Raw genomic sequence first — 13,152 nt, 5'->3', positions numbered from 1 at the left:
AAATAATCGGAGGTACGATATGGAACCCTATGAAAACCTGGCGAATGCCATTGTTATGCAAGCAGTAAAGGACTACCGTGAAGCAATTCACTTCCTAAAGCGACACCCACACACACCGGACCTTGATACTGAGGAGGCCATGAAGGATAAACGAAAGCGCATCTTGAGGGAACAGATTATCAACAATGAAGGTCTGCAAGATGATGTTGAACGCTTCTTCCATTCTGGTTGGTTTGAGTTGCTTTCAAATCTGGATGGGAAGGTCCTACTAAATAAGGTTCGCGAATTGGAGGTGGGCTGATATGAAAGCTCTGGATTTTTTGAGCCAAGCCTACCGACTGGATCTTCGCATCGACAGCAAGCTTGAGCAGATTGCTTCCTTGAATGAACTGGCCACAAAATGTACATCTACCATCACGGGTATGCCTCGCAATCCCAGCCACAGTGTTTCATCTATGGCAGATGCCGTTGCAAAGATTGTAGATCTCCAGACGGAAATCGACTGTGATATTCACCGGCTGGTAGACATTAAGCGCCAGATTGTTTTAAGCATCAAAGCCGTGGACAATAAGGAATACCAGACGCTACTTGAGCTCCGTTTCCTTTGCGGATGTACATGGGAGGAAGTGGCTGCCAAGATGGGCTACAGCATCCAGCATACTTACCGAATGCGTGACTGGGCTTTAACAAAAGTCGTGGTCAACGAAAGTGGAGAGTAAATGAGAGTTGATGTCTTAGCCAAGCACGGTATACTGGTAGTATAGAAAGTATAGGCAGAGGCCACCCCGGGAGAAATCCTGCGGTGGCTTTTTCTATGCCCTGAAAGTGAGGTGAACCCATGCCATATAAACCAAAGCGTCCCTGTGCCTACCCCGGCTGCGGTCGGCTCGCTGAGCGTGAGCAATACTGCGCCGAGCATCAAAAGGTCGTGGACAAACAGTACAACCAGTACGAACGCGACCCCAAGTCCAACAAACGCTACGGCAGAAGCTGGAAGCGCATCCGCGACCGCTACATCAAATTACATCCCCTCTGTGAGGAGTGCCAGAAGCAAGACAAGCTGACACCCGCTGAAGAGGTTCACCACATCCTTCCGCTTTCCAAAGGTGGCGGCAATGAAAAGAGCAATCTGATGGCTCTTTGTAAATCCTGTCACTCCCGAATTACTGCTGAAAGCGGTGACCGGTGGGGGTGATCAAATCTCTAAAACTTTTCAAACTGGACAGCGGCGTGGGGCTTCGTGTTGAAAAACGCGCTTTCAAACGAGGGAATAGCCCCATCCCCGCAAAGTGAGGTGATATTTTTGGCAAAAGACGGTACCAACCGTGGCGGTGCTCGTATCGGCGCGGGCGCAAAAAAGAAGCCACTAGCCGACAAAATAGCCGAGGGCAATCCCGGCGGCAGGAAACTGACTGTGATGGAATTTCAAGATGCAGCAGATCTCAAAGGCCTTGAAATGCCTGAACCAAACAAAATGCTCGAAGCCATACAAAAAGACGGTAAGACTCTCGTTGCGAGCGAGATCTATAAATCCGCTTGGACTTGGCTGAACGAACGTGGCTGTGCAGTGCTTGTAGCTCCGCAGCTTCTGGAGCGGTACGCCATGAGCGTAGCCAGGTGGATTCAGTGCGAGGAAGCAGTCACTGAATACGGCTTTCTGGCAAAGCATCCCACTACGGGCAATGCAATTCAGAGCCCCTATGTGGCGATGGGTCAAAACTACATGAACCAAACAAACCGCCTATGGATGGAGATTTTTCAGATCGTAAAGGAAAACTGCACCGGCGAGTACAGCGGTGTGAATCCGCAAGATGATGTTATGGAGCGGCTCTTAACCGCCCGGAAAGGAAAATGATATGACAAAATACAAAACTTCTGAAAGTGTCTGCAAGGGTCACCCGGATAAACTCTGCGACCTGATTGCAGACAGCATTCTCGATGCTTGTCTTCGCAAAGATAAAACTTCCCGCGTGGCCTGCGAGGTCATGGCGACAAAAGGCAAAATCATCGTAGCGGGCGAAATCACCTGCTCGAAAAAAGTAGACATCCGCTGGGTGGTCCATAGAGTTCTTGAGGAGGTCGGCTACAACCCTTGGAAATTCATTGTGTTTGTATTCGTCCACCAGCAAAGCAAGGATATCGCAGGTGGTGTGAATCAAGCGCTGGAATCCCGCGCGGGAGATACCTCTTGGTATTCCATGCTCGGCGCTGGCGACCAGGGCACTGTTTATGGCTATGCCACAGATGAGACAGTAGAAAAACTTCCGCTCCCTCTCGTATTTGCTCATGGCATTTGTCAAAAGCTCGATAGCACCATGAAAAATGGCGTCATCAAAGGCATTGGTCCTGATGGCAAAGCCCAGGTCACTGTCGAGTATGAAGATGACAAGCCCAAGCGCATCAAAACGATTATTGTTTCTGTACAGCACCGCGCTAATAAGGATTTAGAGATTCTCCGCAGTGAGATCATCTCCCAAGTATTGTGGCCAGTGTTTGAGAAATTCCCGTTTGACGTTGATACCGAAATCCTCATCAATCCCTCCGGCCGTTTTGTCGAGGGCGGACCTGCAGCTGACACCGGTTTGACTGGTCGAAAGATTATGGTCGATAGCTATGGCGGCCTTGCTGCTCATGGCGGTGGTGCATTCTCCGGAAAAGACCCGACGAAGGTTGATCGCTCCGGTGCCTACATGGCAAGGGCCATTGCAAAGAACATCGTCCGTTGTGGCTATGCGAAACGCTGTCAGGTGGCCATCTCCTATGCTATCGGCAAGGCTGATCCTGTTGCGGTTGAAATTGATACCTTCGGTACGGGTACTGTTTCTGATGAGATTCTTCGCAAAGCGGTCCTCGAGGTTTTTAACCTCCGTCCAGCGGCGATCATCGAGGCACTGAACTTGCGTGATCCCATCTATGCAGATACAGCAACATATGGCCATTTCAGCGGAACGCTTTCTCGCTGGGAATGGCTGGACCGTTATAACGAACTACGAGAGGCGGTAAAAAAATATGCAGATTGAGAAAAAGAATACCGCCGAGCTTCTACCTGCGGACTACAATCCCCGCAAGGACTTAAGGCCCGGCGATCCGGAATACGATAAGCTTAAGCGCTCAATTGAACAGTTCGGATACGTCGAGCCGGTCATCTGGAATAAGGTGACCGGCTGTGTTGTGGGTGGGCATCAGCGTTTAAAGGTGCTCATCGACTTAGGGCTAACCGAGGTCGAGTGCGTGGTGGTCGAAATGGATGTCGAAAAGGAAAAGGCACTCAACATCGCGTTGAATAAAATTTCCGGTGAATGGGACAAAGAAAAGCTGGCTCTGCTCATTGCAGATTTACAAGGTGCGGACTTCGATGTATCGCTCACAGGCTTTGATCCCGCTGAACTGGATGATCTGTTTAAGGATAGTATCAAAGACGGCATCCACGATGATGATTTTGATGTGGAAGCAGAGCTAAAGGAACCGCCCATCACCAAACTCAGCGACGTCTGGACCCTTGGTCGGCACCGGCTGGTATGTGGCGACAGTACCAAGAAGGACACCTTTGACTTGCTGATGGCCGGTACCAAAGCCAATCTCGTGATCACCGACCCGCCGTACAACGTCAACTATGAAGGCAGCGCCGGAAAAATCAAAAACGACAACATGGGTAACGACGCCTTCTATCACTTTCTGCTCGATGCCTTTACAAACACCGAAGCAGTCATGGCGGATGACGCCAGCATCTATGTTTTCCACGCCGACACCGAAGGGCTGAATTTCAGGAGAGCCTTTGTGGATGCCGGTTTTTATTTGTCTGGTTGCTGCATCTGGAAGAAGCAGTCGTTAGTTCTGGGACGCTCTCCGTACCAATGGCAGCATGAGCCTGTGCTCTATGGTTGGAAGAAAACCGGGAAGCATCAGTGGTACACAGGCCGGAAGGAAACCACCATCTGGGAGTTTGATAAACCTAAGAAAAATGGTGATCACCCGACCATGAAGCCGGTCCCGCTCTTGGCGTATCCGATTATGAACAGCAGCATGAGTAACACCCTGGTGCTAGATCCCTTTGGTGGTAGTGGTTCAACACTCATCGCCTGCGAACAGTCTGACCGCTCCTGTTATACTATTGAGCTTGATGAGAAGTTCTGTGACGTTATCGTCAAGCGCTACATCGAACAGGTCGGCTCTAGCGACAAGGTTTCTGTCCAGCGCGATGGTCTGCTCTACTCCTATGCGGAGGTGACAGCCAGCGAGGATAGCCATGCCTGACGATAGCACCGCTGATGATAACCCAGCTCCTCCTCCGACTCGATTTGGCACATATATTTCTCGAAAATCACTTGCTATATGGTGCCTTTAGAGTGATGTATGTACATACCAAAACGATAGGAGGTTTTGAAAATGGAAATCAAGTACAACGTAACCGGACCCAACCGCAAGCGATTGGTACAGGCCATCGCCCAAATTCTCGAAAGCGATGCCAAGTACCTCGGTGTTCCATCCTGTGCTTATCAGGTGGACAACTTCACCATCAGCAAGGATGGCATCCTTTCCTTCGACGAGCTCACCAACAGCAGTGAGGCTGAGCAGCTTATCGAGCGCCTTTGCGAAGTGGGCTTTGAAGCTGAGACCGAGGAAGTCACAGATGCCCTTTGCATGGAGCTTCCGCTGAAAGACACCACCGAAGCAGCGATTGACAACCTGCGCAGGATGGTGGATAGCAAAGCGACGCTCATTAAAAAAGCACTCGGTGCTGAAAGCTTGGAGATTGAGGTAACCGAGGAGCGTATCCGCTTCCCTTGGTTCGATCGCATTCCGGAGCCTGAGGTCATCAGTGCAGCTTCTCATTTCCTTGGGCATCTGCTTGATGCAGCTAAGAGCCATAAACGTGTGACTGCCAAGGAAAAGGAAACCGACAATGAGAAATACGCCTTTCGATGCTTCCTCCTGCGACTCGGCTTCATTGGCGATGAGTTCAAAGAAACGCGCCGGACGCTTCTTCGGAATCTGACCGGCAGCGCCGCATTTCGAACGGGAGCCAAGAAAGGCTTCAGCGCAGAGGACCTGGCCGCCGCTACCGACGACCCCGCTGTAGTAGAAGCGGTAAATGCCCTGCTGAATGGAAAGGAGGCAACTGATGATGAGATTTCCGAATGAAGAAGTAGTTGAGCGCATCCGCCGTCAATTTCCGGTCGGTTGCCGCGTGGAGCTTCTTCGCATGGATGATGTGCAGGCTCCGCCCATCGGCACCAAAGGCACCGTAATCGGAGTGGATGACACCGGCTCCATCATGGTTAGCTGGTACAACGGCAGCGGACTTAACGTAGTCTATGGCGAGGACCTTTGCCGGAGGTGCGACGATGACCGATAAGGTGCGAAAGCAGATCTTGGCCATACGCGACACCGGTCTGACGAATATGTTTGATGTAGTATCGGTGCAGCGCATCGCGAACGACATGGGCTTTTATGAGCTGGTCGTGTACCTCGAAGAAAACCGCAAGGAATATACCCACTTCATCCTGACAGGCGAGGCGTAAAACACATCCCTTTCAATACGATATTTGATGCATTTATATCTCTGAATTGACTTGCTATTGTGTGCTTTCAGAGCGAATATACACATACAAAAACGAAGGGAGTGCACACCATGTGGAAAGAAGGAAGCCTTAAGATTCACAACAGCATTTTTCATTACTGGATGAAGGTTTACGAGGAAGGTTCCCAGTTTGGAATCGACGGCGGCAGGATCAGCAAGCTGATGCTCAAACGAGATGGCAAGGTCGTATGCAACTACGACAGGGGCTGGGACATAGAGCCCTCCGACCCAGACACGCAGCTTGCCCTTGAACTACTGCTACACAAGGAAAACAGCTAACACAAACAAACTACAGCTTCTTGGAATATGAGCCAACCGGCTCTGTTCCTCGTTATGCAGCCATGATGGGCTGTATTTTTTATGCCCTGCGAAAGGAGGTGACGGTGTATCAGAAAATTGAAGAAATATAAACCCACCCGATTTAAAGCATCGGATTCAATCTATGACAAGGCTCTGGCCGATTACGCTGTGTCCTTTATTGAGGCGCTCTCCCATACCAAGGGCACCTGGGCCGGTAAGCCTTTTGAGCTGATTGACTGGCAGGAGCAGATTATTCGAGACATCTTTGGCACCATCAAGCCCAACGGCTATCGGCAGTTCAACACTGCGTATGTTGAAATTCCAAAGAAGATGGGTAAATCAGAGCTCGCCGCTGCGGTTGCTTTACTGCTGACCTGTGGCGACAATGAGGAACGCGCTGAGGTCTACGGCTGTGCCGCCGATCGTAATCAGGCGTCTATCGTCTTTAACGTTGCAGCAGATATGGTCCGGATGTGTCCGGCACTGGCGAAACGAGTCAAGATACTTGATTCCATGAAACGGCTTGTTTATTTACCAACCGGGAGCACATATCAAGTGCTATCTGCCGACGTCGGCAACAAGCACGGTTTCAATACCCATGGCGTGGTATTCGACGAACTGCATACCCAACCAAACCGAAAGCTCTACGATGTCATGACCAAAGGCAGTGGTGATGCGCGAATGCAGCCACTCTATTTTTTGATCACAACCGCCGGAGACAATCAGAACAGCATCTGTTGGGAGGTACATCAAAAAGCGCTGGATATCATTGATGGTAGAAAAAATGACCCGACCTTCTATCCGATCATATATGGTGCAGCGCAAGAAGACGACTGGACTGATCCGAAGGTTTGGAAAAAAGCCAATCCCTCCCTCGGTATTACAGTCGGCCTAGATAAGGTTAAAGCGGCATTTGAGTCGGCCCGCCAGAATCCAGCCGAGGAGAACAGCTTCAGGCAACTCCGCTTGAACCAGTGGGTCAAACAGGCTGTACGCTGGATGCCAATGGACAAATGGGATGCCTGCGCTTTTGCGGTAGATCAGGAAGCCTTACGGGGACGAATTTGCTATGGTGGTCTGGACCTTTCCTCCTCCACCGACATTACTGCTTTTGTTCTGGTATTCCCGCCGCTGGACGAAGATGACAAGTTTGTCGTGCTCCCGTTTTTCTGGATACCGGAGGACAACATCGATTTGCGTGTGCGGCGTGACCATGTGAATTATGATGTCTGGAAAAAGCAAGGCTATCTTTTAACCACTGAAGGCAATGTGGTCCACTATGGCTTCATCGAGAGCTTTATTGAGGAGCTGGGTACGAAATACAACATTCGCGAAATCGCCTTTGACCGCTGGGGTGCTGTACAGATGGTCCAGAACCTTGAGGGCATGGGCTTTACAGTTGTTCCGTTCGGTCAGGGCTTCAAGGATATGAGCCCACCGACCAAGGAGCTCATGAAGCTAACCTTAGAACAAAGGTTTGCCCACGGTGGTCATCCGGTCCTTCGCTGGATGATGGACAACATCTATATCCGCACCGATCCGGCAGGCAATATAAAAGCGGACAAAGAGAAATCCACAGAGAAAATCGACGGCGCAGTCGCCACCATTATGGCGCTTGATCGAGCGATTCGGTGCGGCAATGAAAGTGGCGCTTCGGTCTATGATGATCGCGGCCTGCTTGTTTTCTAGTAAAGGAGAGTGATGTCTATGGGAATACTTCAAGGAATATTCAAGGCGCGTGACAAGCCTAAAGATGCCCTCGGTGGCAGTCGCTACAGCTTCTTTTTCGGAAGCACCAGCGCGGGAAAACCAGTCAATGAGCAGACGGCCATGCAAATGACAGCAGTGTACAGCTGCGTGAGGATATTATCTGAAACACTGGCGGGGCTTCCGCTCCATATCTATCAATATAATGATTCCGGCGGAAAGGAAAAACACCTCAAGCACCCACTGTACAAGCTGCTTCATGACGAGCCGAATCCTGAGATGACTTCCTTTGCGTTTAGAGAAACGCTGATGAGTCATCTTTTATTATGGGGAAACGCCTACGCACAGATCATTAGAAACGCCCGTGGCGAGGTCGTTGCGCTTTATCCGCTTATGCCAAACAAAATGACAGTCGATCGTGATTCAAACGGTCGGCTTTTCTATTTGTACCAGCGCAGTAACGAGGACAGTCCTTCTCTTGGCAAGGACAGTCAAGTCTACCTGGCTCCTTCTGATGTTCTGCATATTCCTGGTCTGGGCTTTGACGGTCTGGTTGGCTACTCCCCCATTGCAATGGCGAAGAATGCCGTGGGACTGGCCATTGCCACCGAGGAATACGGTGCGAAGTTCTTCGCTAATGGAGCTGCTCCGGGCGGCGTGCTGGAACACCCCGGAACCATCAAGGACCCACAGAAGATTAAGGAGTCCTGGAACGCAGCCTATCAAGGCAGTGGAAACTCTCATAGGGTAGCTGTTCTCGAGGAAGGCATGAAGTATCAGCCCATCGGGATCTCACCGGAGCAAGCGCAGTTTCTGGAGACGAGAAAGTTCCAGATCAATGAGATCGCCCGAATTTTCAGGGTGCCGCCTCATATGCTGGCTGACCTTGAGAAATCGTCCTTCTCTAACATCGAACAGCAATCTCTAGAGTTTGTGAAATACACCTTGGATCCCTGGGTAGTGCGCTGGGAACAGTCCATGTGCCGCGCACTGCTCATGGAGAGCGAAAAGTCGAAGCTGTTCATTAAGTTCAATGTGGATGGACTGCTTCGAGGCGACTATGTAAGCCGCATGAGCGGTTACGCCACCGCACGTCAGAACGGCTGGATGAGCGCCAATGATATCCGCGAGCTTGAAAACCTGGACCGCATCCCGGCAGAGCTTGGTGGCGACCTCTACCTCATAAACGGCGCGATGACCAAACTGCAGGACGCGGGTGCGTTCGCAAATATGAAAGAAACGGAGGAAACCGAATGAAGAAATTCTGGAACTGGGCACGGGATGATAATTCCAGTGTCCGAACACTCTACCTTGACGGCGTGATTGCTGAAGAGTCATGGTTCGATGATGATGTCACCCCTAAGGCATTTAAAGCAGATTTGACTTCCGGTGAGGGTGACATTGTTATTTGGCTCAACTCTCCCGGCGGAGATTGCATTGCGGCAAGTCAGATCTACACCATGCTCATGGATTACAAAGGCAAGGTCACCGTCAAAATCGATGGTATTGCAGCATCTGCCGCTTCGGTAATTGCAATGGCCGGAACAACTGTGCTGATGGCACCGACTGCCCTCATGATGGTGCATAATCCGCTGACAGTGGCCATCGGCGACAGCGAGGAAATGCAAAAGGCCATCGCCATGCTCTCGGAGGTTAAGGAAAGTATCATCAACGCCTACGAGATAAAAACAGGACAGTCACGAGCAAAGCTATCCCACCTGATGGATGCGGAAACCTGGCTCAATGCCAAGAAAGCCATCGAGCTTGGTTTTGCAGACGGCATTCTGGACGACGAAAAGAAACGACTACAGACAGAGGATTTCACCTATGCCTTTAGCCGCAGGGCCGTTACCAACTCTCTGCTGGATAAGGTAAAGCCCAAGCTGCCCAAACAACAAACAGGTACACCAATTGAGTCGCTGGAGAAGCGGCTCTCTTTAATTCAACACTAATTTTGAGGAGGAAAATAATATGAACAAAATTCTTGAACTGCGTGAGAAACGCGCAAAAGCATGGGAAACAGCTAAGGCTTTTCTCGACACCAAACGCGGTGCGGATGGCATCGTTTCAGCTGAGGACACCGCCGTTTACGACAAGATGGAAGCGGATGTGGTCACCCTTGGTAACGAAATCGATCGTCTTGAAAAGCAGGAAGCCCTCGACCGTGAGCTTTCAAAGCCCTTAAACACACCTTTGACTGGTAGGCCGTCTGTGCTAGGGGCTGAAGTAAAAACAGGAACGGCTTCTGCTGAATATAAAAAGGCTATGTTAGAAGCTCTACGATCCAATTTCAAGAGAGTCGACAATGTTTTGCAGGAAGGCATTGATGCAAACGGTGGGTATCTTGTCCCAGACGAATATGATAGTCGCCTTATTGATGGTCTAACAGAGGAGAACATCTTCCGAAAACTTGGTACAACCATCAGGACCAGTGGCGACCATAAAATCAATATTGCTGCAACAAAACCTGCCGCAGCGTGGATTGAAGAAGGCGGCGAGCTCACTTTTGGAGACGCAACTTTTGCACAAATCCTTCTTGATGCCCATAAACTTCATGTCGCTGTAAAGGTCACCGATGAACTGCTATACGACAATGCATTCAACCTCGAAGGCTATATCCTTGACCAGTTTGCCAAAGCTCTGGCCAATGCAGAGGAGGATGCCTTCCTAAACGGAAATGGTACCGGCAAGCCACTAGGTATCTTTGCGGCTACGGGTGGTGCTCAAGTTGGCGTTACTACCGCTGGAAGTTCCATCACAGCGGATGAGGTTATCAATCTTGTCTATGCGCTGAAGCGTCCATACAGAAAAAATGCAGCTTTTATTACGAACGACCAGACTCTTTCTGTTCTTCGTAAGCTGAAGGATGGCAATGGTGCATATATTTGGCAACCTTCGTATCAAGTCGGAGAACCTGACAAACTGCTAGGTTATAACATCCATACTTCAGCTTATGTCCCTACCATCGAAGCTGGAAAACCTGTGATGGCTTTCGGAGATTTTAGCTATTACAACATCGGTGATCGTGGCATCCGTTCCTTCATGGAGCTAAAAGAACTTTTCGCCGGCCACGGCATGGTTGGTTTTATGGCCAAAGAACGTGTAGACGGCAAACTTGTGCTTCCTGAAGCAATTCAGATTCTCAAGATGAAGGCTTAACGGAGGTGCACTATGAGTTATAACACAAAGAACTTTACCGAACAGGGCGGTGAAAAAACCGTCATAGGCGGCACGCTTGAAATCAAGGAGGGAGCCTCGGTAACGGGGCTTCCTTCTGCTTCTGTATCCATCGCTACTGAAACCACGCTGGGTGGAATCAAGGCAGCGGCTAAAACAGAAACGGATACCGTTCCTGCAAAAGTCGGACCTGACGGAATCCTTTATGTTTCAACTTATCCCAGTGTGCCGGAACCGTCCATAGCAGAGAACCAAGTGGCAAGCACTGCGGAGGATGTCGCAGGACTCCTTTCTGATTTCAACGCGCTGCTTGTAAAGCTTAAAACCGCTGGGCTTATGGCGGATGATAGTTAAGAACAATGAAAGGATGGTGACGGTATGACACTGCTTGAAAAAGTTAAGGCAAACCTCATTCTTGAGCACTCGGCAGATGATGAACTTTTGCAGATGTACATCACCGCTGCCGTCAGGTACGCCGAGAGCTATCAGCATCTACCCGAAAACACCTATACAGCCAGCTTAATGACACCCACCACCGAGCAAGCCGTTATCATGCTGTCGTCCCACTTCTATGAATCAAGGGACGGCAGCACAGGCGGCTTTTTTGCGGACAATGTCCAGGCTGGACAGCAGGTTTGGAATACGGTCAACCTCTTACTTCGGCTGGACCGGGATTGGAAGGTGTGATTATGAGCTATGGAAAGATGAACACCTTCATTGACATCATTGAAAGAGTGACCATGAAGGATCATGAGGGCTTTAAAACCGAAGTTGACAACATCATCGCCTCTGTCAAAGCGTATCGGGAGGGTCGGCACGGCAATGAGAAATGGGCAAACAGAGCCAGCTTCTCTGAAGCCACCGACCTTTTCCGTTTTCGCCGCATACCCGGTGTGACCATTACGACTGCGATGATTGTGGTGAACAAAGAGGGTCGCTTTGAAATTACCTCGGTGGAAGATGTCAAAGGGCGCGGCATGTATCTTGAGGTTCTTGCCAAGGAGGTGAAACCCAGTGGCTAAAACAACATTTAAAATGCCGGAGGATTTTCTGATGAAGCTCTCAAGGCTTGGCGAGAAAACAGATGAGATTATTCCCCGCGTACTGAAAGCAGGCGGCGAGGTTGTCGAAACTAAAGTAAAAAGCAACCTACAGAGTGTTATTGGAAATGGCACTAAGGAAGATAGCAGATCCACTGGTGAGCTCGTTTCAGCCCTTGGAGTCTCCTCTGCCAGACAAGACCGGGATGGAAATTTCAACGTCAAGGTCGGCTTTTCCGAACCTCGTAGGGATGGCAAAAGCAATGCTATGGTTGCAGGAGTTTTGGAATATGGCAAACATGGACAGCCACCTAAACCTTTTCTGAAGCCCGCGAAAACGGCAAGTAAAAATGCCTGCGTGGATGCGATGATTAGGGCGTTTGAAGAGGAGGTTGATAAAATATGAGCCTTCTTAGTGAACTCAACACCCTCATCTCACCACTCGTTCCTCTGGAAACAGGCGTGTTTTCAGATCCTGCGCCAGATAGATATGCTGTGATCACGCCGATGGTTGATACATTTGAGCTATACACCGACGATAAACCCCGGCATGAAATCCAGGAGGCACGGATATCCCTATTTGACAAGGGAAGCTATACGGCTGTCAAAAACCAAATTGTCCGCATTCTTTTGGATGCGGATTTCATAATAACCGATCGCCGGTACGTCGGACATGAGGATGACACCGGCTATCACCATTACGCCATCGATGTGGCGAAAAACTACGAATTGGAGGATTAACAAATGGCGACAATCGGATTAGATAAATTGTACTATGCCAAAATCACAGAGGACTTGAGCGGCAATGAAACCTACGGTACGCCCATCCAACTTGCAAAAGCGATGAAGGCGGATTTGTCCGTAGATCTTGCTGAAGCAACGCTATATGCCGATGATGGGCCTGCTGAAATCGTGAAGGAATTCAAGAGCGGGACCCTTTCCCTAGGCATTGATGATATCGGCGTGACAGCAGCTGAGGACCTGACCGGAGCAACGCTTGACGATAATAACGTCGTTGTATCCGGCAGCGAGGATGGCGGTTCCCCTGTGGCCGTTGGTTTCAGAGCTAAGAAATCAAACGGTAAATATCGATACTTCTGGCTATACCGTGTGGTATTCGGCATCCCGGCTACCAACCTCGCCACCAAGGGCGACAGCATCACCTTTTCCACCCCGACTATCGAAGGAACTGTGGTGCGAAGAAATAAGCTTGATGGCAACGGAAAGCATCCGTGGAAATCAGAGGTAAATGAGGACGATACGAGCGTTCCAGCTTCCGTTATCACCGGCTGGTATACGCAGGTTTATGAGCCTGTTTTCACCGTCACACCATAACGGAGGGATAGC

Annotated in this window: 20 protein-coding genes; all 20 read left to right on the top strand. The window is 50.0% G+C overall.

The window, feature by feature from the left end; all coding sequences use genetic code 11:
* Positions 1–19: 19 nt before the first annotated feature.
* Positions 20–301 carry a hypothetical protein gene (locus AC4PHB_RS05925; protein ID WP_492137688.1) on the top strand — a complete coding sequence of 94 codons (282 nt, stop codon included), beginning with the start codon at positions 20–22 and terminating at the stop codon, positions 299–301.
* A gap of 1 nt (position 302) precedes the next feature.
* Entirely contained in the window at positions 303–719 is a 417-nt protein-coding gene (locus tag AC4PHB_RS05920; RefSeq protein WP_492137687.1) for a hypothetical protein, read from the top strand.
* A gap of 119 nt (positions 720–838) precedes the next feature.
* On the top strand, positions 839–1,195 hold the full coding sequence (locus AC4PHB_RS05915) for an HNH endonuclease (RefSeq protein WP_492137686.1): 357 nt from the start codon (positions 839–841) through the stop codon (positions 1,193–1,195).
* A gap of 48 nt (positions 1,196–1,243) precedes the next feature.
* The gene (locus AC4PHB_RS05910; protein WP_492137685.1) at positions 1,244–1,855 is read left to right on the top strand and encodes a P27 family phage terminase small subunit; all 612 of its coding nucleotides are present in this window, start codon (positions 1,244–1,246) and stop codon (positions 1,853–1,855) included.
* Position 1,856: 1 nt separating this feature from the next.
* Positions 1,857–3,020 (top strand): methionine adenosyltransferase, encoded by a 1,164-nt coding sequence (metK, locus tag AC4PHB_RS05905; protein ID WP_492137684.1) that lies wholly within the window; start codon positions 1,857–1,859, stop codon positions 3,018–3,020.
* Positions 3,010–4,254: a site-specific DNA-methyltransferase gene (locus AC4PHB_RS05900; RefSeq protein WP_492137683.1), complete on the top strand. Its 1,245-nt coding sequence runs from the start codon at positions 3,010–3,012 to the stop codon at positions 4,252–4,254. The genes metK and AC4PHB_RS05900 overlap by 11 nt, the downstream gene beginning before the upstream one ends.
* 132 nt (positions 4,255–4,386) lie before the next feature.
* Positions 4,387–5,142, top strand: a complete 756-nt coding sequence (locus AC4PHB_RS05895) for a virulence protein (protein ID WP_492137682.1) — start codon at positions 4,387–4,389, stop codon at positions 5,140–5,142.
* Positions 5,123–5,356: a DUF4314 domain-containing protein gene (locus AC4PHB_RS05890; protein ID WP_492137681.1), complete on the top strand. Its 234-nt coding sequence runs from the start codon at positions 5,123–5,125 to the stop codon at positions 5,354–5,356. Before AC4PHB_RS05895 ends, AC4PHB_RS05890 begins: the two co-directional genes overlap by 20 nt.
* The gene (locus AC4PHB_RS05885) at positions 5,346–5,522 is read left to right on the top strand and encodes a DUF5049 domain-containing protein (protein WP_492137680.1); all 177 of its coding nucleotides are present in this window, start codon (positions 5,346–5,348) and stop codon (positions 5,520–5,522) included. The genes AC4PHB_RS05890 and AC4PHB_RS05885 overlap by 11 nt, the downstream gene beginning before the upstream one ends.
* A gap of 110 nt (positions 5,523–5,632) precedes the next feature.
* Complete coding sequence (locus AC4PHB_RS05880) at positions 5,633–5,860, top strand: DUF7678 domain-containing protein (RefSeq protein WP_492137679.1); 228 nt, start codon at positions 5,633–5,635, stop codon at positions 5,858–5,860.
* A gap of 117 nt (positions 5,861–5,977) precedes the next feature.
* Positions 5,978–7,570, top strand: coding sequence for a terminase large subunit (locus tag AC4PHB_RS05875; RefSeq protein ID WP_492137678.1), 1,593 nt, complete (start codon positions 5,978–5,980; stop codon positions 7,568–7,570).
* 18 nt (positions 7,571–7,588) lie between these two features.
* Positions 7,589–8,845: a phage portal protein gene (locus AC4PHB_RS05870; protein WP_492137677.1), complete on the top strand. Its 1,257-nt coding sequence runs from the start codon at positions 7,589–7,591 to the stop codon at positions 8,843–8,845.
* A complete protein-coding gene (locus tag AC4PHB_RS05865) occupies positions 8,842–9,540 on the top strand; it encodes a head maturation protease, ClpP-related (protein ID WP_492137676.1) in 699 nt (232 codons plus the stop codon). The genes AC4PHB_RS05870 and AC4PHB_RS05865 overlap by 4 nt, the downstream gene beginning before the upstream one ends.
* Before the next feature lie 19 nt (positions 9,541–9,559).
* A complete protein-coding gene (locus tag AC4PHB_RS05860; protein ID WP_492137675.1) occupies positions 9,560–10,747 on the top strand; it encodes a phage major capsid protein in 1,188 nt (395 codons plus the stop codon).
* A gap of 12 nt (positions 10,748–10,759) precedes the next feature.
* Positions 10,760–11,119, top strand: a complete 360-nt coding sequence (locus AC4PHB_RS05855) for a hypothetical protein (RefSeq protein WP_492137674.1) — start codon at positions 10,760–10,762, stop codon at positions 11,117–11,119.
* A 24-nt stretch (positions 11,120–11,143) separates the two neighbouring features.
* Entirely contained in the window at positions 11,144–11,452 is a 309-nt protein-coding gene (locus AC4PHB_RS05850) for a head-tail connector protein (protein WP_492137673.1), read from the top strand.
* Between the two features lie 2 nt (positions 11,453–11,454).
* Positions 11,455–11,787 (top strand): head-tail adaptor protein, encoded by a 333-nt coding sequence (locus AC4PHB_RS05845; protein ID WP_492137672.1) that lies wholly within the window; start codon positions 11,455–11,457, stop codon positions 11,785–11,787.
* Positions 11,780–12,211: an HK97-gp10 family putative phage morphogenesis protein gene (locus AC4PHB_RS05840; protein WP_492137671.1), complete on the top strand. Its 432-nt coding sequence runs from the start codon at positions 11,780–11,782 to the stop codon at positions 12,209–12,211. Before AC4PHB_RS05845 ends, AC4PHB_RS05840 begins: the two co-directional genes overlap by 8 nt.
* Positions 12,208–12,546 (top strand): hypothetical protein, encoded by a 339-nt coding sequence (locus AC4PHB_RS05835; protein WP_492137670.1) that lies wholly within the window; start codon positions 12,208–12,210, stop codon positions 12,544–12,546. The genes AC4PHB_RS05840 and AC4PHB_RS05835 overlap by 4 nt, the downstream gene beginning before the upstream one ends.
* Positions 12,547–12,549: 3 nt before the next feature.
* Entirely contained in the window at positions 12,550–13,140 is a 591-nt protein-coding gene (locus AC4PHB_RS05830; protein ID WP_492137669.1) for a major tail protein, read from the top strand.
* The last annotated feature ends 12 nt before the right edge of the window (positions 13,141–13,152 follow it).

Source organism: Gudongella sp. QWL-04 (assembly GCF_058683975.1).
Note: the sequence above shows the minus strand (reverse complement) of the source record. Positions and strands in the feature narration are given on the sequence as shown.